Below are 23476 nucleotides of genomic sequence, written 5' to 3'. Positions count from 1 at the left end.
CTCATCGGGCGATGACCTGCGCGGGCCGCCGGGCCAGCAGCACCCCGAGCATGGCGTACCCGATGACCAGGTGGCCGCCGCCGATCCACTGCGCCAGCCACTCGCCGGCCAGGATGTAGCAGGGGACGGTCACGACCGCCCAGCTCTCGGCGATCAGCGGCCACCAGCGCAGCAGCCCGCGCCACCGCCCGGCGACGACCAGCTTGACGCTGATCGCGGCCATGCCCAGCATCGACAGCGGCCAGCAGAGGTCCAGGGGCGCCAGCCACGCCGCGTCCTTGACGCCGTCCGGCAGGATGCCGTGCAGCAGCGACCACAGGCTGGCCACGCCGAGCACCGCCGCCTCGAGCCTGAGCGCCACCGCGGCGGCCCGCGAGGTGCCGATCGCCTGCGTCTTCATCTGCACCCAGAGCAGGCAGAAGACGCCGAGCTGGAACATCAGCCCGGTCAGGTCCACGACCCGCTCGCCCACGCCGACGCCCTTCGTGCCGAAGACGAAGATGGCCGTCGCCCAGGTCAGCGTGCCGACCGTCAGTCCGATCCCGGCGCGGCGCACCGCGCTCTCGCTCACCGGCGCGTGGCGGGTGCGAGGGGAGGACTCCCGGGCCGGGACGTCCGTGCGGGCCCGGGCCGGCTCGTTGGTGATGTGCGTGTCCATGGGGTTCCTTCCATGTCGTACTCGCTGCGTTTTCGCGATGGCCCCACGATGTCCGGCCGGTGTCCCGGGCCGGCAGTGTCGCCGGTCCCTGATCCGGTCCCGACCCCGCCTGCCGCTGTCCCGGGACAGGCTGTCCCGGGACAACGGGACACAAATCCGGCGACAATGCTGAGGTGAGAAATGCCAGCAGACTGTCCGCCGTCCCGGCGGCGCTCGCGGTCGCGCTCACGGCCGGCACGGTGCTGCTGGACGTGCGGAACGCCGGGGCGCCGATACCGCCCGGCGCGGGCCTGGACGCGTACAACTGGCCGGCGGCGCTGTCCGGCCTGGCCCAGGCGGTGCCCGGAGCGCTGCTGCTGCGGCGCCTGCCCCGGCATCCCATCGCCTGGGTGCTGACCCTGTCCGGGCTGCACTGGGCGGTGGACGGCTTCCTCGGCGCCTGGTCGGTGTACGCGGTCTACGTCTCGCCCGGTGCCTTCGGAGCCGGCTTCGCCTACTGGTTCTACGCCCGGTTCGGCGCGGCGCTGCTGCTCGGGCTGCCGCTGCTGATCCTGCTCTTCCCCGACGGGAGGCTGCCCGCCGCCAAGGGGTGGCGGCGGCTGTCGATCGCCGGTCTCGTGCTGATCGCATACCTGCCGCTGGTGTGGATGTTCGTGCCGGCGGCGGCGGTGGCGCGGTTCGAGGGCACCCCACTGCCCCCGGAGACGCTCCGGCCCGGCCTCGACGCCGTCAGCGTCACGCTGCCTTATGAGGTGTGGGCGGTGCTGCTCGTCCTCGTGCGCGTGGCGGCGGCGGTGAGCCTGGTGGTGCCGTTCGCCGTCACGGTGCACCGCTACCGCCGCGCGGACGTGGAGGGCCGGGCTCAGATCCGCTGGCTGACCTGGGCGGCGCTGGTCGACATGTTCGTGCTCGCGCTGCCGCTGGTCCTGCCGCCGCAGCTGCCGGTGCTGTTCCTGTGCGTCGCGATCGCGCTCACCTCCGCCGCGGTGCTGATCGCGGTGACCGAGTACCGCCTGTACGACATCGACCGGCTGCTGCCAGTGACCTTCCTGTACGGCATGCTCGCGATCCTGGTGGTCGGGATCGACGTCGTCGTGTTCACCGTCGCGGGCAGCGTGCTCGGTGAGCGGGACTCGGCGCTGGCCGCGATCGCGATCGTCGCGGTGGCGTACGCGCCGCTGCGGACCTGGCTGTGGCGGGTGGCGCGGCGGCTGGTGCGCGGGGCGCGCGACGACCCGTACGCGATGGTCTCGACGCTCGCCGAACGCCTCGAGCTGGCCACCGAGCCCGACGAGCAGCTCGCCGCGCTCGCGCGGACCGTGGCGGAGGCGTTCCGGCTGCCGTACGTGCGGGTGGAGATCGAGAGGTCGGGCGGCGTGCGTACCGCCGTCGAGTACGGCACCCCGCGCGGGCCGCAGGTGTCGCTGCCGGTCGCCTACCGCGACGAGCCCGTGGGCCGCCTGGTCCTGTGCCGGGCCGAGCTGAGCGAACGCGACCAGCGGCTGCTCGGCGACCTTGTCCGCCAGGCCGCCCAGGCGGCGTACGCCGGCGAGCTCAGCGCCGACCTGCAGCGCATCCGCGCCCAGCTGGTGACCGCGCGCGAGGAGGAGCGCCGCAGGCTCCGGCGTGACCTGCACGACGGGCTGGGCCCCAGCCTCGGCGCGGTCGCCCTGCGCATCGAGACCGCCCGCAACCTGGCCGTCACCGCGCCCGACGACGCCGACCGCATCCTGGAGCAGACCGCGGCGGAGGTGGCCGTCGTGCTGGCCGACGTCCGCCGCCTGGTCCACGACCTGCGGCCCCCGGCGCTCGACGAGCTCGGCGTGCTCCGCGCCGTGGAGCAGCAGGCCGATCGGGTCCGCTCCAGCGGCCTGCAGGTCGTGGTCTCCGGCGACGAGGCGCTCGACTCGCTGCCCGCGGCGGTGGAGGTGGCCGCGTACCGTATCGTGTCGGAGGCGCTGGCCAACGTGGTGCGGCACGCGCAGGCGGGGCGCTGCGACATCGCGCTCGGCGTGCGCGGGCGGATGCTCGAGATCACCGTACGCGACGACGGCCGCGGCATCGGCCGGGACGTCGAGGCCGGGGTCGGCATGCTCTCCCTGCGCGAGCGGGCGGCCGAGCTCGGCGGCGACTGCGAGGTCACCTGCCCGCCCGGCGGCGGGACCCTCGTACGCGCCCGACTGCCCCTCGAACAGACCCCCTTCCAGCAGACGCCCTTCCAGCAGACCACGGAGGTCGCCGGTGTCCGATGAGCCGATCCGCGTGCTGCTCGCCGACGACCATCCGGTCTACCGCGACGGCCTGGCGGCGCTGCTGGCCTCCATCCCCGGCATCGCCGTCGCGGGCACCGCCGCGAACGGGCTGGAGGCCGTCGAGCTCGCCGCCGAGCTGCAGCCGGACATCGTCGTCATGGACGTCACCATGCCGGAGCTGGACGGCATCGAGGCCACCCGCCGCGTCGTGGCCGACAGCCCGCACATCGGGGTCGTCATGCTGACCATGTCGGAGGAGGACGCCACCCTGTTCGCCGCGATGCGCGCCGGGGCGCGCGGCTACCTGCTCAAGGGCGCGAACCAGGCCGAGATCGTCCGCGCCATCCAGGCCGTCTCCCACGGCGAGGCCATCTTCGGGCCGGCGATCGCGCGCCGCGTGACCGAGTTCTTCACCGCGCCGCCGCCTTCGGACGACACCGCCTTCCCCCAGCTCACGCCGCGCGAGCGGGAGATCCTCGCGTTGATCGCCGCCGGCCGGTCGAATCCGCAGATCGCCTCCGAGCTGTTCCTGTCGCCGAAGACCGTGCGCAACAACGTCTCCAACATCTTCGCCAAGCTGCACGTCGCCGACCGCACCGAAGCGATCATCCGCGCCCGGGACGCGGGGCTCGCCCGCTGACCCCCGATACTGGGGAAGATCGCCCATCGACCGCCCCAGGAGGCCGAGCCGTGCCGGAGACCCTGCTGCGTAACGTCTTCCACGTCGCGGCGCCGCCGTCCGCGGTGCTCGCGCATCTGAGCGAGCCGTCGAGCTACGTGGGCCTGTCACCGCTCGTGGTGGAGGTCCGGGACGTGCGCCGGGAGCCCGGCCAGTCCCGGTTCGTGTCGGTGGAGCGCTTCCGGTTTCTGGGCTTCCTGAGGTACGACAACCTGACCGAGGTGACCTTGCGCGCCTCCCGCGAGGGCGTCGAGGGCGAGGTGGACAGCCCCGGCGGGGTGCGGCTGGACTACCGGTTCCGGCTGGCCGCCGACGGTGAGGGGACCGCGATGGAGGACGTGCTGACGGTGCGGGCGACGTTCGGGCCGCTGCTCCGGTACGCCGCTCGCAAGGCCAGGCAGGTGCAGCTGGCCCGCGCGCAGGTCCTGGCGGAACGCGCCCGCACGCTGTGAGCGCCTTCCGGCCGGGGCAGGACGGCGTCACTCTCGTCACGGGAGACGGACGCGGGCGGCGCGGACAACGGAAGTCTCAGACCCGGCTGCGCTGCGGGACCCGCACCGGGTCCACGACCCTGGTGACGTACTGCGGGACGGGGGCGCGGTCGTCGCCCGTGTCGCGGGTCAGGCCGTACCGCAGGATGCCCCTGGCCGGATCGGGCCTGGCGGAGATGTCGTCCCAGACCTCGTCCCACGTCCTGGGGGCGACGGTGAGGTCGATGTCGGTGCCGCTCTCGTTGTTGTGCAGGGTGACCGCGCCGTCGAGGTAGTAGAACTCGTTCTGCCACATCTGCTGGTGGCCGCCGGGCAGCCGCACGAAGCCGGTCTCGGGCGAGCCCATCCACGTGACGCCGGGCGCCTGCTCGTCGTCCATGCGCCGGCCGCCGCCCGAGGCGACGTGGAACAGCTTGCCCTTCAGCCCGGTCCAGGTGGCGGGGAGGAAGGGGCCGACCCGGTTGCGGTAGAGGATGCCCCAGCGGACCTGGACGTAGCCCCTTCCGGTGATGGTGACGTAGTCGCCCCGGTGCGTGATCGACGGGGCTCCGCCGAACCGGGAGTACCCGTGCCTGCCGCCGATCTTGACCGTGCCGGCGGGGCGGTGGGGGAGCGGGGCGGGGGGCCGGTTCCTGGGCGGGGCCTGGTCGACGGCGTCCACCGTCCGCCCGTACGGGCTGCGCGTCTTTCTGGGCGTCTTTCTGGGTGTCTTCGCGGGCGTCTTCGTGGGCGGACGCGGCGAGAGCACCGGCGACGAAGCCGGCGACGACACGGGCGAGGACGACGCGATCACCACCGTGGCCCGCCTGGGCGGGGTCCCAGGGCGCAGGGTCTGGACGACGACCACGCCTCCGGCGATCAGCGTGGCGCCGGCCGCGGTGACCGCGATCGGCTTGGCGGCCAGCGCGGAACCCGCCGCGGCCTTGCCCTTGGCCAGCAGGCCGCCCTTGAGCGCCGGCGCGGCGGCCGTACGAGCGGCCTCCAGCAGGCCCGCCGCGATGCCCGCGGGGACGGCGACCAGCCCGAGCCCGGCCAGCAGCCGTTCGGCGGGCACCAGGTCGGCGAGGCGGCCGCCGCAGGCCCGGCAGTCGCGCACGTGCCGGGACAGCCGCTTGCGCCACAGGTCGGACGGCGCGCCGTTCCAGGTCGCCGCCGCGGCGGCCAGCCCCGGGCACGGGGGCTGGGCCGCGAGCGCCCGCACCACCGCGCGGGCCGCCTCCAGCCGGCCCTTGGTGCGCTGGACGCGTACGGCGGCGTGCTGCTCGCTCGTTCCCAGCGCGGCGGCCAGCTCGGCCCTGGTCAGCTCGCCCGCCACCTCCATCCACCACAGCGCGAGCACCTCGCGGTCGTCGGCGTCGAGCCAGCGGGTGGCCTCCGCGGCCTCCTTGCGCTGCCCGGACAGGCCGAGGCGGGTGACGGTGAGCGCGGCGAAGTCGGAGGCCGCGTCGGCCAGGCCCAGCGCCTCGTCCAGGCCGGCGACGGCGGCGGCCCTGGCCTGCCGCCACTCGCGTACCTGGTTCATGGCGATGGCGACGATCCAGGAGCGAAAGCTCTCCGGGTCGCGCAGCCCGGACACGCCGGCGACGACCCTGGCCATCGTCTCCTGCACGACGTCGTCCACGTCGGGGTGGCCGTTCATGGCCCGCCCGGCGATGTTGTACACGAGCGGCAGGTGGCCCCTGACCAGCTCGTCGATCGCGTCGCGGTCGCCTCTCCTGGCCGCGAGCACAGTCTCGACGTCGTACGCCGGCCGCGCGTGCATCCATCACCCCGCCCCGTGAGCTGCCAACGGCACAAAGCGTGCATTGTTCCATTTGTCGCCCATAGGGCGTCAACGCCCGGCAGGGGTGCGCGGGGCAGCGCGATCAGTCGTCAGGGGCCCGTGTTCGCCGCCGGGTCCTGAGCCGGTTGTTCGGCCGCGTTGCGGGCCAGTTCCACCCGGGAGGTGATGCCGAGCTTGCGGAAGACCTGGCGCAGGTGGAACGAGACCGTGTGGGGAGACAGGAACATCTGGGTGGCCACCTGGCGATTGGTGAGTCCCTGGGCGACGAGGGTCGCGACACTGCGCTCGGTGTCGGTGAGGCTCTCCCATCCTGTGCCGGGCCGGTCCGCGTAGCTCCAGTGGCGGCGGCGTACACCCAGGTTCCGCAGCCGGGCACGTGCCCGGGCCGCGTCCCGCAGTGCGCCGATCTTCAGGTAGCCGTCGGCGGCCTCGTCGAACCTGGCGATGGCGGCCTTCCTGGCACCGCTGGAGACCCCGTCCGCGGCGCCGGCGATCAGCAGGACTCCCAGGTCCTCCGCCGCGGAGGCGGCCCCCCACGGGTCGCTGTGATGTGCTGTGGCCTGGGCCAGCGCTGTGGCGTCACCGTGGAGGATGCCGTGCGCATGGGCGGCCGCGGCGGCGAGAGCGGGGAACCCGGGGTTGTCGTGGGCGATCTGCCGGGCGGTCTCGACGGTGTTCTCGGCGGCCGAGCGGCGCCCGGTGGCCAGGGCGGTACGGGTCATCCAGGCCGCCGCGTTCGGTTCGAGCATGAGCATCCAGCGCCGCTTCCTGGTGTCCGCGTAGCAGCTGCCGAGAGTCTCCATCGCCCGCCCCGGGCCGGCCTGGGCCTCACCGACCAGCGCGCCGGCCCAGGCGCTCCATACGGAGCCGTACATGGGGCCGTGCGCCGCCCGCTGCTTGGCCGCGATGCGCTCGATGTGCTGCGCGGCCGCCTCCACGTTGCCGCGGCGCAGCTCGACGATGGCGAGGACGGCCAGCCCGAGCAGCGCGTACGCGTACGCGCCCACCTCCTCGGCGGCCTCCAGCCCCGCCTCGGCCTCCGCGGCGGCATCGTCCGGGCGGCCGATGGCCAGCGACAGGCAGGCCCGGAAGAACGCCGGGCTGGCGATGTGGCTGGTCGGCCCATAGGCCTCGAAGTCGGCGGCGGCGGCCCGGATGACCCTTTCGGCCTCTGCGTGCCGTCCCACCCCGAAGAGGCAGTAGACCAGGAACAGTCGCGGATGGGCACGCCGGGCAGCGACGGACCCGGTGGTCGCGATGCGGATGGCCTCGTGGACGTCACGGAAGGCGTCGGCCGCGCGTGCCTCCTCCCAGGCGATGTGCGCGCTGAGCAGCAGCGCCCCGACCAGCGCGGTGTCCCTGTGCCCTGCGCGGTCGGCGAGGACGGCGTTCGCCCGCGCCCGCCCGCGCCCGAAGTCGTGCAGTCCCAGCAGCCCCTGGAAGACCGCGAGCTCGGTGAGGCCGCGCACCTCGTCGCCGAGGCCGGGCCGCGCGAGCAGGTCCTCGGCCTCGGCCACGGCCTCGGCCGCGCGGCCGCTCTGCAGCAGGATGGAGGTCAGTTCGCACCGCATGCGATCGGTCCACGGTCCGGGCGGCGCTCGCCGCAACGCCGTCCGCGCGCATTCGACCGCTTCGGCGAGCCGTCCCGCGGCCGTCAGCGCCTCCACCGCCGTTGCCGTACGGACGAGAAGATCGGAGGCTGCCGGGTCGGTGAGCTCGAGCGCCCGGACGGCGAGATCCACCGCGGACGGCGGCGAGTAGGGCAGCACCGCACGTGCCGCCCGGTCCAGCGCGTCGAGCGCCCGCGTGTCGCCGACCCTGGCGCAGCGCATGAAGTGCGCGGCGGCGGGCACGACCGCGCCGCGTTGCAGCAGCATGCACCCGGCCTGTCGCTGCAGTGCCGTGCGGACAGGCTCGGAGATCATGTCCGTTACGGCCTGCCACAGGAGATCGTGCCGGAACGTCAGCCGGTCCACCGCGGGCACGATGATGCCCGCGCGGACCGCCTCGGCGAGCCCCGGCAGCAGTCCGTCGAGCGGCTCGCCGAGCATCTCGGCGAGGTCGTCCACGGAGAACGAGCGGCCCAGGATCCCGGCCACCTGGAGCAGCTGCCGGGTCGACGCGGACAGGCTCACCAGAGGGCTTCGCGCGCTCACCTGTACGCGCGCCGTCGAGGTCAGCCGGGCGCTGCCCGCGGCGATCTCGACCGCGCCGTCGAGCTCGCACCTTCTCAGCAGCTCGACGAGCAGGAACGGGTTCCCCTCCGCTGCCGCCGCCAGCCGCAGGACGTCCGGCCCGGGCGGCGCGCCGAAGGTGTCAGTGGCGATCTCGGCCACCGCCAGGTCGTCCAGCGGCCCGAGGACGACCCGGCCGGCGCCCTCCCGCTCCAGCAGGTCGTACAGCCCCTCTACGCCGGGATCGCCGATCCCGCTGGTGCGGGCCAGGATCCACCCCAGCGGATACGAGGTGAGTTCGGGCAGCAGCGACCGGAGCACCAGCTGGGTGGTCGGATCGGCCCAGTGCAGGTCGTCCAGAGTGATCAACATCGGGCCCTGCCCGACCCGTTCCTCCAGAAGGGCGCGTAGCCGCTCCACCAGCGACAGCCGGAGGTCGGCCGCCTCGGCGCACGGCGACGCCGACAGTGGTACGGGGTCCAGCGACGTGAGCGCCGGCTCGTCGAGCGCCGTCGCCAGCGGTGCCAGGGGTGCCAGGCGCCCGAGTTCGTCGGCCGTCCCGTGGGCGACCGCGATGTCGGTCCGCGCGGCGGCCTCGGTGGCCTTGTGGAGCAGCTGGGTCTTGCCCATCCCCGACCCGCCCTCGACCAGCACCATGGCGCCCCGGCCGGTCTCGACGGCCCGCAGGAGAGCGGCGACGGGGCGCCATTCACGGCCCCGGCCACGCCAGCCGGGCCTGGACAACGGTGCCTCGGTGTCCGCGTCGGCGTAATGTGGGCGGCTTTCCTCCCGATTCACCCCCATATGCACATCAGACAACGGATCCACGGGCGCGCGCAACATTTCCGGAATTCGTTCGCCGCGTGACTGGGCCAAAAAATGCCATCTAAATCCCATGCAATAGGAAAGAACGGCAAAAGGCATAAATATGGGTATAGCGTGGAGGACTCCGATATACGGGCATCGACGAAGGAGGGCACGTCGATGGGTGTCCAACGCGCCACCGTTTCTTCCCACGCGATTCGTTCGGTCGAGTTGCGCCCGCTGCTGGCGGCGATGGAGGCCCTGCGCGACGGGGACTTCCGCGTCAGGCTGCCGACGGAGCACGATGGCATGCCGGCCGAGCTCGCCGCCGTCTTCAACCAGATCGCCGACCGCAATCTGCACTTCGCGGACGAGCTGAGCCGGGTCCGCCGCGAGGTCGTCCGTGAGGGCCGGCTCGACGAGCGACTGTCCGACAGCCCCGGCCAGGGAGCCTGGGCGTCGACCGTCGGTGCGGCCAACTCCCTTGTCGACGTGCTGGTCGTCCCGACCGCCAACGCGACGCGCGTCCTGGAGGCGGTCGCGGGCGGCGACCTGACCCAGCGGGTGGACCTGCATGACGACAGCCGGCCACTGCGCGGCAGCCTGCGCCGGCTCGGGCAGACCGTCAACCAGATGGTCGACCAGTTGTCACTGTTCACGGGCGAGGTGACCCGGGTGGCCCGCGAGGTCGGCGCGGAAGGACGCCTCGGCGGGCGCGCCAAGGTGAACGGGTTGACCGGCAGCTGGCGGGACGTGACGGAGGCCGTCAACACGATGGCCGCCAGGCTCACCGCCCAGGTGCGGGACATCGCGGTGGTGACGACGGCCGTGGCCCGTGGAGACCTGACCCGGTCGGTCACCGTCGAGGCGACGGGTGAGCTGCTGGAGCTGAAGCTCACCGTCAACACGATGGTCGATCAGTTGTCGGCCTTCGCCGACGAGGTCACCCGGGTGGCGCGCGAGGTCGGCACCGAAGGACAGCTGGGTGGCCAGGCGCAGGTCCGTGGCGTGTCGGGGGTGTGGAAGGGCCTCACCGACAACGTCAACCTCATGGCGCTCAACCTCACCACGCAGGTGCGCAACATCGCCGAGGTGACGACGTCCGTGGCCAACGGCGATCTGTCGAAGCAGATCACCGTCGATGCTCAGGGTGAGATCCTGCAGTTGAAGAACACCGTGAACACGATGGTCGATCAGTTGTCGGCCTTCGCCGACGAGGTGACCCGGGTGGCGCGCGAGGTGGGCACGGACGGTCGGCTCGGCGGGCGGGCGCATGTCCGTGGGGTGTCGGGGGTGTGGAAGGACCTCACCGACAACGTCAACTTCATGGCGGACAACCTCACGTCGCAGGTGCGCAACATCGCTCAGGTGGCCACCGCCGTGGCCCAGGGTGATCTGGGCAAGAAGATCGACGTGGACGCGCGTGGGGAGATCCTGGAGCTGAAGTCGACGATCAACACGATGGTGGACACGCTGTCGTCGTTCTCGTCCGAGGTGACCCGGGTGGCGCGCGAGGTCGGCACCGAGGGCAACCTGGGCGGCCAGGCGCAGGTCCGCGGCGTGTCGGGGGTGTGGAAGGACCTCACCGACAACGTCAACGAGCTCGCACTCAACCTCACCACCCAGGTGCGCAACATCGCCGAGGTGACGACGTCCGTGGCCAACGGTGATCTGTCGAAGCAGATCACCGTCGATGCTCAGGGTGAGATCCTGCAGTTGAAGAACACCGTGAACACGATGGTCGATCAGCTGTCGGCCTTCGCCGACGAGGTGACCCGGGTGGCCCGCGAGGTGGGCACGGACGGTCGGCTCGGCGGGCGGGCGCGTGTCCGTGGGGTGTCGGGGGTGTGGAAGGACCTCACCGACAACGTCAACTTCATGGCGGACAACCTCACGTCCCAGGTGCGCAACATCGCTCAGGTGGCCACCGCCGTGGCCCAGGGTGATCTGGGCAAGAAGATCGACGTGGACGCGCGTGGCGAGATCCTGGAGCTGAAGTCGACGATCAACACGATGGTGGACACGCTGTCGTCGTTCTCGTCCGAGGTGACCCGGGTGGCGCGCGAGGTCGGCACCGAGGGCAACCTGGGCGGCCAGGCGCAGGTCCGCGGCGTGTCGGGGGTGTGGAAGGACCTCACCGACAACGTCAACGAGCTCGCACTCAACCTCACCACCCAGGTACGCGCCATCGCCGAGGTGACCTCAGCTGTCACGCAGGGCGACATGTCCCGCCTCATCACCGTCGAGACCCGCGGCGAGGTCTCCGAACTGAAGGACAACATCAACCAGATGGTCTCCAACCTCCGGGAGACCACCCGGGCCAAGGACTGGCTGGAGTCCAACCTCACCCGCCTGGCCGGGCTGATGCAGGGCCACCGCGACCTCACGGAGGTCGCCGACCTGGTGCTGCGCGAGCTCACCCCGCTGGTCAACGCGCAGTACGGCGCGTTCTTCCTGGCCGACACCGACTGCGAGGGCGGACCCGGGAGGGGGCTCGCCTACATCGCCGGTTACGGCTCGCAGGGACGGACCGTCGACACCACCGGGATGCCAGGTCACGGACTCGTGCAGCAGGCCGTCCGGGAGAAGAAGCGCATCCTGGTGGCGGACGCCCCGCCCGACTACATCACGATCCGCTCGGGCCTCGGGGAGGGCACGCCGACGAGCGTCGTCATCATCCCGATCCCCTTCGAGGACAAGGTGCTCGGCGTCATCGAGCTGGCGTCGTTCAGCCGCTTCTCCGACGTGCACCTGGCCTTCTTCGACCAGTTCGTCGACACCATCGGTGTCGCGATCAACACCATCATCGCCAACTCGCGGACGGAGGCGCTGCTCAGCGAGTCGCAGCGGCTGACGACCCAGCTCCAGGACCGCTCCAAGGAGCTGCAGAGGCAGCAGGTCGAGTTGCAACGCTCCAACGAGCAGCTCGCGGAGAAGGCGGCGCTGCTGTCATCCGCCTCCCAGTACAAGTCGGAGTTCCTGGCGAACATGTCGCACGAGCTGCGCTCCCCGCTCAGCTCACTGCTCATCTACGCCCGGCTGCTGGCCGACAACGCCGAGGGCCACCTCTCCTCCGAGGAGAAGCAGTTCGCGCAGAACATCTACTGGTCGGGATCCGATCTGCTGCAGTTGATCAACGACATCCTCGACCTGTCGAAAGTCGAGGCCGGCCGGATGGACATCCGGCCGAAGTACCTTCCGCTGGCCAGGCTGCTCGACTACGTGAACGCCACCTTCCGGCCCATCGCCACGGAACACGGGCTCGACTTCGACATCGAGGTGTCCGAGGAGGCGCCTCATGATCTCTACTCCGACGGGCAGCGGCTCCAGCAGATCCTGCGCAACCTGCTCTCCAACGCGTTCAAGTTCACCTCCGAAGGCCACGTCAAACTCCGCCTGGAACGAGCCGCCGACATCGACGACGAGGCCCTGGGCTCGGCCGAGAACGTCATCGCCTTCACCGTCGAGGACACCGGCATCGGCATCCCGCCCGACAAGCTCACCACCATCTTCGAGGCGTTCGAGCAGGTGCACGGTCCCGGCGGCCACACCAGCGGCACCGGGCTCGGCCTGTCCATCAGCCGAGAGCTCGCCGGCCTGCTCGGCGGCAGGATCGTGGCCGAGAGCCAGCTCGGCCGGGGCAGCAAGTTCACGCTGTACGTGCCCGTCGTCCCCCCGCTCCGGGACGACCTGAGCGAACAGCCTCCGGAGCAGGCAGAGGCGGCGGCGCTCGCACCCACCCAGACGAAACCCGGCCCCGAGGAGGAGCCGGTGCCCGTCGGCCACTTGGCCGAGCCGACCGCCCAGCGTGGGCCCGCCGACCGTACGGCCCGGACCGACCGAGCCGACGAGCGCAAGAGCGGCCCCGCGACGGACACGCTGTCGGGCGCCCAGGTCCTCATCATCGACGACGATGTGCGCCTCGTCACGGCGCTCACCCACGTTCTCGGACGGGCGGGGATGTCGGTGCTGCACGCCCCGAACGGCGCGGAGGGCATCGAGGTGCTCGCCCGCCACCCGCAGGTGTCGCTCGTCCTGATGGACATCATGATGCCGGTCATGGACGGCTACGAGGCCATGCGAACCATCCGTAGCGATCCGCGTCACGCCGATCTGCCGATCATCGCGCTCACCGCCAAGGTCATCGCGGGGGAGCGGGAGAAGGCGATCGCCGCCGGCGCCAACGAGTACGTACACAAACCGGCCGACGTGAACCTGCTGCTCACCGTCGCCCGGGACCTGCTGGATCCGGACGGCCGGCACTGACCTGCACGGATGTGTGATGTGCGGCGGCGGGGCGTCGATGAAGAATTGAGCCGGACCTGTAGCTCGGCTCCGCCACCAGCTCGGCTGGGGCGAAATGAGGATGCCCCGCAATGGATCGCCTGATGAAGCTACGCCAGTACGTCGACGCGCTCGGCACCCCGGGAACCGCGAACGGCGACGCGAACAAGTGGCCCATGCACGACGAACTCCTGACGTTTCCCGGCGAGGACGAGGTCACCCGGCTCACCCGATCTGTCACTCGGTGCATGGGACGGCTGGAGCAGGCGCTCCAGCGACAGCGCCGGTTCGCCTCCGAAGTCTCACATGAGCTCCGCAATCCCATCGCCGCGCTGCGCGTCCGGCTGGAGGAGGCGCAGCTGCACCCAAGCCAGACGCACATGGACGACCTCATCGAGCAGGCACTGGCCGATGTCGACCGGCTGGAGGCGATCGTCACCGACCTGCTCCTGCTCTCCCGGATCGAGGCGACGGGCAGCGAGAGCAGGTCCAACGGTGTCAGGATGCCGGAGGCGGTCGACCTGGCGGAGCTGGTGGCCTCGGAGTCCTGCCGCCGGGTGGACCGGCTGGCCAACAAGCTGAAGCTCGCGCCCGGGGTGATCGTCATGGGCATCCGCAACGAGCTGGTCCGGGTGCTCACCAACCTGCTGGACAACGCCCAGCGCCATGCGATGCGCGAGGTCGAGGTCGAGGTCAGCCGTAACGGGCACAGCGCCGAACTGATCGTCTCCGACGACGGCGACGGGATCGCCGAGGTAGACAGAAAACGAATCTTCGAGCGGTTCGTCCGGCTTGACGCCTCGTGGCAGCGCGACCGCAACGGCACCGGACTCGGTCTGGCGATCGCGCGTGAGATCGCCCATGTCCATCACGGCACCATCGAGGCGGGCAGGTCCGTCAGCGGCGGAGCCCGCTTCGTGCTCCGGCTTCCCCTGGCCGAGCACCTGGCGCTGTCCGGGCAGGCCCTCTCGTATGACCGTGCGGATGGATCGCGCTGAAGACCGGTCCGTAGAGGGCGCTCAAGGGGCGGTCATCGGCCTGACGGGATCGCCGCGGTGAGCAAGGTGCCCTGCCGGGCAGGGCTGTCGATCTCGAAGGTGCCGCCGAGCGCCTGGATCCGGTCGCTGAGCCTGAGGAGCCCTGCGCCGTCGGCGGGAGCGGCCCCGCCGATGCCGTCGTCGCGGACCGCGACCCGGACCTTCGTCCCCTTCATGTCCAGCTCCACGCAGACGATGGAGGCGCGGGCATGCTTGGCCACGTTGGTCAGCGCCTCGAAAACGAGGTCGTACACGACGGCCTCGACGCGCTCCGGCAGCCGGCCCTCGACGGCCAGGGCCAGCTCGACCGGGACGACCGAGTGGCGAGCGAGCATCGTCAGCGCGGGCTCGAGACCGCTCTTGGACAGGACGGCCGGATGGATGCCGGGGGAGAGCGACCGCAGCTCCTGGATGGTCTGCGCCAGCCCTTCGCCGATATGGTCCAGCCGTTCGCGCAGCTCGGCCAGGTCCTCCGGGACCAGGCCCGTCACGGTGCGAAGAGCGCGGCCGACCTCGATCAGGCGCTGCTCGGCTCCGTCGTGCAGGTCGCACTCGATCTGGCGGCGCGCCTCGTCGGAGGCGGCGACCACGCGCGCCCGTGAGGCGGCGAGCTCGTTGCGCGCCTGTGCGTTGGCCACGGCGGTCGCGACCAACTCGGTGAAGTCGAGCATGCGTTCTTCGACGGACTGCTCGGCGGCCTCCACGGCGTGGAAGAGTGCGATCATCACCCCCCACGGCTGACCGTCGACCGTGATCGGGATGCCGACGGCGGACACGACCCCTATGGCGCGGGACCAGTCCGCGAGCTGACCGGCGATGTTCTCGTTGATATGGATCCGTTCCGGGTGCCCCGCCCGTGTCACGAGGCCGGCGATGCTGTGCTTCTCCAGCGGCCAGCTCGACCCCACCGTCGGCATCTGGGCGGAGCCGTCCTTGGCCCAGACGCTGACCAGCACGATCGTGGGGCCGGGGTCGTAGCGTTCGAGGAGCGCGAAATCGGCCTTGACGATGTGGCCGACCTCGCACGCGACGGCGTCGAAGATCTCCGAGGGCCGGACCCCATGCGCCACCAGCGTGGCGACGCGCCGCAGCGCCGCCTGCTCCTCGGCGAACCGGCGCAGCTCGTCGCGGCTGCTCTCCAGCGCCTGGCTGACGGCCTCTCGCTCGCGGGCCGCATGCAGCAGCGCCTCCAGTGAGGGCACCACGCGTTCGTTCAACCGGCGCGTCATGCCCTCCGGCAGGTCCTTCGGCACGGTCAGCGTGCCGAGCCGGTTGCCGCTGACCGTCAGCGGCAGCGCCACGTGCTGCCCGTCGCCGGTCACCGTCGCGGTCTCGATGGAGAGGAACGGCAGGCCCAGGGCGCGGCCCAGTTGCTGAGCGGCCACCGGCAGTGCCGATCGCAGGTGCTCGGTGCGCAGCAGCAGCCTGGCGATCTGCGCGTCCAGGTCGGCGTCGCTGCGCCGGGCCTCAGCCTCGACGGCCAGCGATCGCATCAATGCCGCGCCCCAGCCGACCAGCAGCGCCACGGCGAGAAAGATGACCAGCGGTATCCAGCCCCAGGCCGTGAAGACGCCGGCGGGAGTGAGCAGGAAGTAGTCGAGGATGACGCCGCTGGCGACGGCGGCCAGGACGCCCAGCACCGGCCCGCACAGGAACGACACCACCAGAACGCCGAGAACGTAAACCGGCCCTATTGTGCTCGCCGGGATGTGCCGCGACAGAAAGTAACCCATAAAAGTTTCGGCTGCGACGATCGATGCACTGACAGGAATGGCCATGGGCAGGGACAGCCGACTCGGGCGCAGCAGCAGCGAGGCTATACGCTCCACCATTCTTTTAGGCTACTCATAAAGGACAAAGGTGCCGCAAAGATCCAGGCCCTGTATCGTGAGTCATTCGTACGGCGGAGAAGATAGCCATCCTCGTCCTGGCAAAATCCCCATCAACCGTCGCGGTCGAACGGGCGCGCCGAATCGCGGCGAACCAGGAAACAGCTCTCAGCGCCGGCGGACCGCCGTGAGCACCCCGTCGCCCAGCTCGATCAGCCGCACGGCGAAATCCCCGTGGGCCGCCACCAGCTCGCCGAACTCCTCGACCTGCTCCCGGTGGCTGACGGCGTTGTCCACCGCGACGACGCCGCCGGGCACGAGCACCCGTACCAGCTGGGGCCAGTAGTCCACGTACGCGGGCCGCTCGGCGTCGAGCACCACCAGGTCGACCGACGCGTCCGCGCTGGCCGCCAGCACCGCGCCACCGTCGCCGTGCACCACGCTCACGTGCTCGGCCACCCCGGCGGCGGCGATGTTGGCGCGGGCCTGCTCGACCCGCTCGCCGTCGAGCTCCACCGTGACCAGGCGCCCTCCGGTGTCGCGCAGGGCGTCGGCGAACCAGATCGCCGAGTAGCCGTTGGACGTGCCGATCTCCAGCACGTTCCGGCTGCCCTGCACCCGGATGAGCAGCGCGATCAGGCCCGCGGCGTCGGGCGTCATGTTGCGGAGCCTGAGGAGCCGGTCGGCCAGCGGGGCGTCGTGCTCGCGGCCGCGCTGGTAGAGGTCTCCGAGGTAGCTCTCCAAGGACGTGTCCACGGCGATCCCTCCCTGAGTCTGTCGATCACTGGGCCGAGGCAAGAGCATGAACCACTCCTGGACGGCGACGCAACCGTCACGGGCGCGCCGTGGCGAGCAGGCCGGCCCGCAGCGCCTCCGCGTTGGCGGCCAGGAACCGCGCGAACGTACGGGGCGCGCGACCGGTGAGGTCCCGCACCGCGGTCGTGGTGGCCGCCAGCGAGCCGGCCGCGACGTCACGGGACAGCTCGGCGATGTCGTCGGCGAAGCGCGCGGGCAGCCCCTGGGAGCGCAGCGCGGCGGCCAGCTCGTCCGGGGACACCTCCACGTGCCCGACTGCCCGGCCCAGGGCCGCCGAGAGCTCGCGCGTGATCTCGGCCGCAGTGAGCGCCTGGGGGCCCGTCAGCACGTACGTCTCCCCGAGGCCGCGCGCCCCGGTCAGCAGGGCGGCGGCGCAGGCGGCGATGTCATGGCAGTCGATGTACGACACGCCGGCGCCTCCGTACGCGTCGACGAGCCTGCCGTCGGCGGTGAAGGCACCGGCCCCGGTGATGAAGTTCTGCATGAAACCGCCCGGCCGCAGCATCGACCAGCCGAGCCCGGACGCCTTGAGGTACTCCTCGATCTCCCAGTGCGCGCCCTCCGCCAGCCGCCCGCCCCGGTGGGCGCCCCAGACCGACACCTTCACCACCCGCGACACGCCGGCGGCCCGCGCGGCGTCGATGGCCGCCTTCTGCTGGCGGATCATCGGCTGTTCGCCCTCCACCGGCTGGGCGCCGCCGGCGTTGAGGAAGAGGCGGTCCACGCCGTCCATGGCGGCGGCCAGCGAGGCGGGCTCGTCGAAGTCGCCGACCACGACGTCACAGCCCAGGGCCCGCCCCTTGGCCGCGTCGCGAACCAGCGCCTTGACGGGGGCTCCCTGTTCGAGCAGGAGGCGTACGAGGTGCGTGCCGATGGATCCGGTGGCTCCGGTGACCAAGATCATGAGGTGTCCTTCCGGTAAACTGAGGCATCCTCGAGAAAACATATATCGAGGCTGCCTCGAATTACTAGGGGACTCCCGCATGACCACCACCCGCCGGCCTCGCGCCGACGCCCGCCGCAACTACGAGCGCCTCCTGGCCGAGGCCGACGCCGCCTTCAGGGAGCGCGGTGTCGATGCCAGCCTGGAGAGCATCGCCCGCCGTGCCGGCGTGGCCATCGGCACGCTTTATGGCCACTTCTCCAGCCGCCGCGCCCTGGTCGGCGCGCTGCTCCGGGAGCGCAACGAGGCCCTGTTCGAGCTGGGCGACCAACTCCTGACCACCCTCACCCCAGGCACCGCTCCCTCGCGCGGCGTCCCTTCGGGCGCGGGCCCGGCTGCCATCCCCTCGCGCAGTGCCCCTTCGGGCATCGGCCCAGCCACCGCCCCCTCGCCCGATGCTCCCTCGGGCGCCGATCCGGCCGGGGCGGCGCTGGACGCGCTTGCCGCCTGGGTGCGCGCGGCGACGGCGCACGCCGCCACCTACAGCGGCCTGGCCTCACTGCTGGCGGATGGCCTGGACGACGAGGCGTCGGAACTGCATGACTCCTGCCTCCGCATGGCCGGGATCGGCGAACGGCTGATCGCGCGGGCACGCGCATCCGGTGCCGTACGGGCCGACGCGACGGGCGCGGACGTGACCGCGCTCACCTCCGCGGCCGCCTGGCTGCACGAGCACGTGTCGCCTCCGGCCGCCGACCGCCTCATCACCGTCACCCTGGACGGCCTGGCGGCCCGCCGTTAGCCGACCGCGCCCGCGATCTGCGTGCCGTCCACCGCCAAGCCCTCGACCAGGGCTTTGACTCAAAGCCCTGAGAGTCCCGCACCCTCGCCGCGTCGAGGCGTCGCGCCGGGCTTGCGTCCCGGGCCGAGGCACGCTCGCAGCGCTCAGGCGTCGCGCCGGGCTTGCGTCCCGGGCTCGAGGCACCCTCCCAGCGCTCAGGCGTCGCGTCGGGCGTCGGCCGGCTCGGGATCGGGAGACCCGGCGTCGTCGCCGGCTTCGGGTGCCGGAGTGGCGTGCCGGTCGGCGTACAGGCTGGTGAGGGTGACGGTGAGCAGGACGGCGACGATGACGCCCAGCGAGGCAAGGGTGGGGATCTCCGGGACCCACGCCCACAGCCCGTGCGCCCAGTGCAGAACCAGCTTGACGCCGATGAGCGCCAGGATGGCGGCCAGGCCGTAGTTGAGATGGCGCAGCTTGGTGAGCGCGCCCCGCAGCACGAAGTACAGGGCCCGCAGGCCCAGCAGCGCGAAGGCGTTGGTGGCGAAGACCAGGAAGGGGTCCTCGGTCACCCCGTACACGGCGGGCACCGAGTCGACGGCGAAGACGATGTCGGTGGCGAACACCGCCACGGTGGCCAGGGCCAGCGGGGTGATCGCCAGGCGGCCCTGCTCGCGCACCAGCAGCCGGAACCCGCGGTAGTCACCGGTGACGGGGACGAAGCGGCGCAGCAGACGTACGCTGCGCATGGAGGAGACGTCGACCTCCTGGTCGTCCCCCTTCACCACCTTGACCGCGGTGGCGATCAGGACCGCCCCGAACAGCAGGAACGCCCACGTCCCGCTCTGCAGCGCCGCGGCTCCGAGCGCGATGAAGACCGCCCGCAGCACCAGTGCCCCGATGATGCCGTACAGCAGCACCCGCTGGGTCAGCTCCCGCGGCACCGCGAACGCCGACAGCAGCAGCATGAACACGAACAGGTTGTCCACCGACAGCGACTTCTCCACCACGTACCCGGTGAAGAAGTCGACCGCCGTCCCGGTGCCGAAGGCGCCCCACAGGTACGCGCAGAAGCCCACCGGCAGCACCAGATAGAAGACCGACCAGGCCACGGCCTCGCGCATGCGCACCTCGTGCGGGCGCCGGGTCAGTACGACGTCGATCGCCAGCAGCAGGACCAGACCGGCCACGGTGATCGCCCACAGGCCGGGTGACGCGATGGTGCCCTGTTCGGGCGCAACCAGAAGTGTCCCCATGGACATGAAACCTCCTCGAACGTGCTCAGCCGTTCGAGGTCTCCTTCACCCGGGGATGCGGGCGGCCGTCCGGGGACGCTCGGCTGCGTCCGTACTGACCGGATCGACGCTTGGGAAGTACTCCCCTCGCTTGCCCCAGAGTAGGACAAATCCGGCCAGCGAGCCACTATGACGTGATGGGGATGCTCGAGAAGCGTCCGAGCTCCAGCAGGTCGATGTCGGCCTTCTCCGCGCTCTCGGGGATGCCGCGGAAATTCGCGTAGAACAGCTGGGAGCTGCCCACGAGGACGCTGTTGCTGTAGTACCAGCTGGAACACGAGCAGACGTCGCTCTTGACACGTGGACGGAGTGGCCTGGAGGAGCCCTCAGGGGTCAGGGAGATGCCCCGGAGATCCTCCGCCTCCTTGCCCAGGAACGTCCACTGGTCGACGGGGTCGCTCTGCGGGCTGTCGTTCCTGACCCACAGGTAGAGGAGCACCTCGTCGCCGTTGCGGGTGAGGGAGTCGATCGTGACGTGGACGGGAACCCGCCGGCCGTCCAGGTTCGTCACGAACGTGTCCCGCTGCCCGGGCCCGGCGGCGGCTTGCTGGGACGGCCGCCCCCCGGACGGCACGGGGACGGCGCCCGCCTCCCAAGGACGCCACGTAGCGGCGAGCGTGCCCCCGGCCACCAGGAGCGCGGCCGCGATCGCCACCGGCGCCTTCCAGCGCCGGCCGGACGGCTCCGGAGCCGACGGCGCCGTCCACGAGTCGTTCACCGCCTGGATCGCGGTCTCCGCGGTCGCCGACTCCCGGCCGAGCAGCCGGTCCAGGAGCTGCTGCGCGGTCGGCCGCCGGGCCGGCTCCTTGGCCAGCGCCTGTTCCACCAGGGGTCTGAGCCGCTCGTCGAGCCCCTCCAGTTCGGGCGCGTAATGGACGACCCGGAAGAGCGTCTCCGGCGCCCCGCCGGCGCCGAACGGCGGCCGCCCGGTCGCGGCGTACGCCACCACACCGCCCCAGGCGAAGACGTCGCTCGCCGCCGTGACCTCCCCGCCGACGGCCTGTTCCGGCGACATGTACGCGGGCGTGCCCACGATGCCGACGGACCTGGTCGCGTCCGGCGTCGCGAGCTGCGCGATACCGAAGTCGATCACGCGCGGGCCGACGGGGCTGAGCAGGATGTTGCCGGGCTTGAGGTCGCGGTGCACGACTCCGGCCTGGTGGATGGCCGCCAGCGCCGTGGCCACGCCGACCGCCAGCGCCTCGAGGTTCGCCCCGGCCATCGGTCCGCCGTCCCTGATCGCGGCGGCCAGGTCGGGGCCGTCGACGTACTCGGTGACGATGTACGCGGTCTCCCCGTCGATGCCCGCGTCCAGGACGGGCGCGGTGCAGAAGCGGGCCACGCTCCGCGCCGCCTCGACCTCCCTGGTGAACCGGCGGCGGAAGCCGGCGTCCATGGCCGGTCCTTCACGCAGCGTCTTGAGTGCCACCAGCCGGTGGTTCTCGTCCCTGGCCAGATGGACGATCCCCATCCCGCCCTCTCCCAAGGAGCGAATGATGGTGTACGGGCCGATTCGCTGCGGTTCGGAGGTCACGCGAAGATTGTCGTCTTAGATCTTGATATTGAGTAGCACTTTGCTTGATCCGCGCCGGGCCAGGAGCACGCAGCGTCCGCACTTCGAGACAGTGAGTACATTTGGCTCTTGCCATGGTCGGGCGCTATGCGTGATGCTTGCAGACCTCTTAAGCGAATCGGCCGAAAGCTCCCAGAGCGCGTCACTCGTGCCGTGACATGTACAGCGACGTTGCAAGGGGGCGGCAACCAGAGAGGTAGTTCATCCCCGTGATCAACGGCCCATGGCCCCAGCAGCCCGCAGAAACCCTGGAGTCGATGTCCGTAGAACCGCTGCTGACCAGGGCGTATGACGCGGACCCCGCACTCGTCCACGAACGCCTGCGCGGCAGGTACGGCCCCGTTGCCCCGCTCGATCTTCTCGGGGTGCCGGTCTGGTTCGTCCTCGGCTATGAGGAGGTCCTCAACGTCCTGCAGAACAAGGGCGGCATCTGGAGCAAGGACGTGGACAGGTGGCGGGCGAGCGCGGAGGGCCGGATCCCGGCGGACTGGCCGCTGTTGCCCGTCTTCCAGATCAACAACTCGGCGTTCTCGGAGGGCGCCGCGCAGCGCCGGCTCCGTGCCGCGTGGACGCAGGCGCTCGCGCCGTTCCAGGACCAGTCCCACCCGCAGGCCCAGCTGCTGGAGCGGGACATCGAGCAGTACGCCGACGACCTCATCGGCGTACTGGCGGAAGGCGGCTCCACGGGGTTCGCGGACCTGGCGGCGCAGTACGCCCGGCCGCTCCCGCTGATGGTCGCCAACCGCATGCTCGGCTTCACCGCCGCGCGCGGCGAGGAGGTGGTCATGGACATCTGGCGGTTGGTCGACGCGGGGCCGGATTCGGCGGCGGCGTTCGAGCGCCTGTACGCGGCCATGACGGAGCTCGCGGCGACCGTGCGGGACCGCCCCGGCGACGACCTGGCCTCGTACATGATCGCGGCCAATCCCGGCTTCACGCTGGACGAGCTGGCCCGCGAGCTGCTCATGCTGCCCGGCCTGCTCGACTTCACCGCGAGCCTGGTCTGCAACGTGGTCGTCGAGGTCGTCGCCAACCCCGACGTGCGGGCCAGCCTGTCGGTCGGCGCGATCGACGAGACGGTGAACCGGGTCGCCCTGCTCAACCCGCCCATGGCCAACCTGACCTTCCGTTTCCCGAGGGCGGACGTGAAGATGGGCAACTACACGATCGCCGCGGGCGATCCGGTGATGCTCTCCGTCGCGGCCGCGCACGCCGACCCGCGGTTCGCGGGGGCGCTCGATCGGCAGGCCATCCGCAGCACCCGGGCGCATCTGGCCTGGGGAGCGGGGCCGCACAGCTGCCTGGGGCAGCGGCTGGCGGTGCAGATCGCCACGACCGCCGTGCGCCGCCTCTTCGCCCGGCTCTCCAAGGTCAAGCTGGCGCTCCCGTCCGACCAGCTGCCCTGGCGTCCCTCTCCCTTCATGCGGGCGCTGCGCTCGCTGCCCGTCCAGTACGAGCTCGCCGAGAGCTACGTCCCCGCCGCGGGCCGCGGCACCGGCGGCGACGTACCGGCGGCCCGTCCGGCGCCGGCGGACGAGAGCGGGCGGACGGCGTCCCGCTCGGGGCTCTGGGGCTTCCTGCGGGGGCTGCGCCGCGGGCGATGAGAGACGGCCGGTCCTGGGCGTCCTGCGAGGGCTGCGCCGCGGACGATGAGGGGCGGCCGGCTCACTCCTCGGCCAGGACGTCGTCGCCGACGAGACGGCGGAGCCGGTCGTTGGCCTGCTCGAGCACCGTGAGCGCGATCTCGCGCCGCTCCTCGGCCGTCTCGCCCAGGGCCTCCTCGGCCAGCTCCGCCCATGCGCGTTCGATGGCGGGCACCAGCGCGCGGCCGGCCTCCGTGGCCAGGATGCGCACCTGTCGGCGGTCGCCGGGCACCGGCTCCCGCCGGAACCACCCGCCGCCCTCCAGCCGGGCCAGGGTGCGGGTCGCGGTCGGCGGCTCGATCGCGAGCCGCGCCGCCAGCTCCTTGACCGTCATGCCCTCCGGCTCCTGAGCCAGGATCCACAGCAGCACATCCTGCCCGGGGTGCAGCCCGATCGCCGCGAGCTTGCGCGCCTTGGCGACCCGGTAGAGCTTGCTCATCTTGTTCAGCGCCCGGTTGATGCGCCCGACTTCACTGGCATCCACACCATCATCCTAT

The 23476-nt window shown here is 71.6% G+C and carries 16 protein-coding genes; 7 read left to right on the top strand and 9 right to left on the bottom strand.

Annotated features, from left to right (window positions below):
* Window position 1 precedes the first annotated feature (1 nt).
* Entirely contained in the window at window positions 2-658 is a 657-nt protein-coding gene (locus tag AB0H84_RS20065) for a hypothetical protein (RefSeq protein WP_357605798.1), read from the bottom strand.
* 173 nt (window positions 659-831) lie between these two features.
* Between AB0H84_RS20065 and AB0H84_RS20060 the strand changes: the two genes are divergently transcribed.
* The 3 genes from AB0H84_RS20060 to AB0H84_RS20050 are packed head-to-tail and all read left to right on the top strand — an operon-like array spanning window position 832 to window position 4041.
* On the top strand, window positions 832-2910 hold the full coding sequence (locus tag AB0H84_RS20060; protein WP_357605795.1) for a sensor histidine kinase: 2079 nt from the start codon (window positions 832-834) through the stop codon (window positions 2908-2910).
* Window positions 2900-3550, top strand: a complete 651-nt coding sequence (locus AB0H84_RS20055) for a response regulator transcription factor (RefSeq protein WP_357605792.1) — start codon at window positions 2900-2902, stop codon at window positions 3548-3550. The genes AB0H84_RS20060 and AB0H84_RS20055 overlap by 11 nt, the downstream gene beginning before the upstream one ends.
* A gap of 50 nt (window positions 3551-3600) precedes the next feature.
* Window positions 3601-4041, top strand: coding sequence for an SRPBCC family protein (locus AB0H84_RS20050; RefSeq protein WP_357605790.1), 441 nt, complete (start codon window positions 3601-3603; stop codon window positions 4039-4041).
* A 76-nt stretch (window positions 4042-4117) separates the two neighbouring features.
* Here AB0H84_RS20050 and AB0H84_RS20045 read toward each other — a convergent pair whose 3' ends face one another.
* Together AB0H84_RS20045 and AB0H84_RS20040 are read right to left on the bottom strand one after the other, a co-directional pair.
* A complete protein-coding gene (locus AB0H84_RS20045) occupies window positions 4118-5842 on the bottom strand; it encodes a sigma-70 family RNA polymerase sigma factor (protein ID WP_357605787.1) in 1725 nt (574 codons plus the stop codon).
* A 110-nt stretch (window positions 5843-5952) separates the two neighbouring features.
* Window positions 5953-8781 carry an AAA family ATPase gene (locus tag AB0H84_RS20040; RefSeq protein WP_357605785.1) on the bottom strand — a complete coding sequence of 943 codons (2829 nt, stop codon included), beginning with the start codon at window positions 8779-8781 and terminating at the stop codon, window positions 5953-5955.
* Between the two features lie 240 nt (window positions 8782-9021).
* Between AB0H84_RS20040 and AB0H84_RS20035 the strand changes: the two genes are divergently transcribed.
* Both AB0H84_RS20035 and AB0H84_RS20030 read left to right on the top strand, forming a co-directional pair.
* Window positions 9022-13107 carry a HAMP domain-containing protein gene (locus AB0H84_RS20035; protein WP_357605783.1) on the top strand — a complete coding sequence of 1362 codons (4086 nt, stop codon included), beginning with the start codon at window positions 9022-9024 and terminating at the stop codon, window positions 13105-13107.
* Window positions 13108-13229: 122 nt separating this feature from the next.
* Window positions 13230-14123: a HAMP domain-containing sensor histidine kinase gene (locus AB0H84_RS20030; protein WP_357605780.1), complete on the top strand. Its 894-nt coding sequence runs from the start codon at window positions 13230-13232 to the stop codon at window positions 14121-14123.
* Between the two features lie 32 nt (window positions 14124-14155).
* On the opposite strand, the gene AB0H84_RS20025 is transcribed toward AB0H84_RS20030, so the two are convergent.
* From AB0H84_RS20025 to AB0H84_RS20015, 3 genes are all read right to left on the bottom strand, one after another.
* A complete protein-coding gene (locus AB0H84_RS20025; RefSeq protein WP_357605861.1) occupies window positions 14156-15940 on the bottom strand; it encodes a DUF4118 domain-containing protein in 1785 nt (594 codons plus the stop codon).
* 219 nt (window positions 15941-16159) lie between these two features.
* On the bottom strand, window positions 16160-16747 hold the full coding sequence (locus tag AB0H84_RS20020; protein WP_357605778.1) for an O-methyltransferase: 588 nt from the start codon (window positions 16745-16747) through the stop codon (window positions 16160-16162).
* Between the two features lie 76 nt (window positions 16748-16823).
* Entirely contained in the window at window positions 16824-17711 is an 888-nt protein-coding gene (locus tag AB0H84_RS20015) for an NAD(P)H-binding protein (RefSeq protein ID WP_357605775.1), read from the bottom strand.
* A gap of 79 nt (window positions 17712-17790) precedes the next feature.
* On the opposite strand from AB0H84_RS20015, the gene AB0H84_RS20010 reads away from it, so the two are divergent.
* A complete protein-coding gene (locus AB0H84_RS20010) occupies window positions 17791-18492 on the top strand; it encodes a helix-turn-helix domain-containing protein (RefSeq protein ID WP_357605772.1) in 702 nt (233 codons plus the stop codon).
* Between the two features lie 194 nt (window positions 18493-18686).
* On the opposite strand, the gene AB0H84_RS20005 is transcribed toward AB0H84_RS20010, so the two are convergent.
* Together AB0H84_RS20005 and AB0H84_RS20000 are read right to left on the bottom strand one after the other, a co-directional pair.
* Window positions 18687-19724, bottom strand: coding sequence for a TerC family protein (locus tag AB0H84_RS20005; RefSeq protein WP_357605769.1), 1038 nt, complete (start codon window positions 19722-19724; stop codon window positions 18687-18689).
* A 166-nt stretch (window positions 19725-19890) separates the two neighbouring features.
* The gene (locus tag AB0H84_RS20000) at window positions 19891-21297 is read right to left on the bottom strand and encodes a serine/threonine-protein kinase (RefSeq protein WP_357605766.1); all 1407 of its coding nucleotides are present in this window, start codon (window positions 21295-21297) and stop codon (window positions 19891-19893) included.
* 296 nt (window positions 21298-21593) lie between these two features.
* On the opposite strand from AB0H84_RS20000, the gene AB0H84_RS19995 reads away from it, so the two are divergent.
* Entirely contained in the window at window positions 21594-22940 is a 1347-nt protein-coding gene (locus AB0H84_RS19995) for a cytochrome P450 (RefSeq protein ID WP_357605763.1), read from the top strand.
* A gap of 61 nt (window positions 22941-23001) precedes the next feature.
* On the opposite strand, the gene AB0H84_RS19990 is transcribed toward AB0H84_RS19995, so the two are convergent.
* Complete coding sequence (locus AB0H84_RS19990) at window positions 23002-23463, bottom strand: MarR family transcriptional regulator (RefSeq protein ID WP_357605761.1); 462 nt, start codon at window positions 23461-23463, stop codon at window positions 23002-23004.
* Between the last annotated feature and the right edge of the window lie 13 nt (window positions 23464-23476).

Source organism: Nonomuraea sp. NPDC050786 (assembly GCF_040654115.1).
Classification (GTDB): domain Bacteria; phylum Actinomycetota; class Actinomycetes; order Streptosporangiales; family Streptosporangiaceae; genus Nonomuraea.
Note: the sequence above shows the minus strand (reverse complement) of the source record. Positions and strands in the feature narration are given on the sequence as shown.